At 76.8% G+C, this 548-nt stretch carries 1 pseudogene; it reads right to left on the reverse strand.

The window, feature by feature from the left end:
• Nucleotides 1-548: pseudogene (locus SACPADRAFT_RS28370) on the reverse strand (hypothetical protein); the annotation flags it as partial.

Genomic DNA, 548 nt, shown 5'->3' on the forward strand with positions numbered 1-548 from the left:
CACGCCCGGGCCGCGTCGGCACGGCCGAGCGCGGCCAGCGTCACCGGCACGGCCACGGCGACCAGGGCGGAGGCGAGCACGCACACGATCGCGGCCCACGCGCCCCCGGAGAGCCCGATCCGGTCCAGCCACACGAACACCAGCAGCGCACCGGGGGGATGCCCGGCCACGTGCGTGGTCCAGTGGCCGGGCTGTCCGGCGACGATCCGCTCGGCGAACACGTCCACCATCGCCGGGATGTCGGTGACCCGGTCCACCTCGTGCAGGTACTCGTGCGGCGTCGTCAGGCGGCGGGCGAAGCCGCGTCGCCACCCGTCCACCAGCGCCAACCCGGTCATCCAGGCCAGGGCGGTGCCGTATCCGAGGGTGAGCAGCCCCCGCCACGGGAGTCGCTCGGCGAGGGCCGGGCCCCACAGCACCACCGCCGCGGCCAGGACGACGACGAACACCGTCGCGGGCGCGGCGTGCGGGTACCACCAGCCGTAGAGCGGGACCGCACCGCGGACGAGCACCGCCGCGGCGACCAGCAGCGCGGCCGCGGCGACCGC

It is taken from the genome of Saccharomonospora iraqiensis subsp. paurometabolica YIM 90007 (assembly GCF_000231035.2).
Classification (GTDB): Bacteria; Actinomycetota; Actinomycetes; order Mycobacteriales; family Pseudonocardiaceae; genus Saccharomonospora; species Saccharomonospora paurometabolica.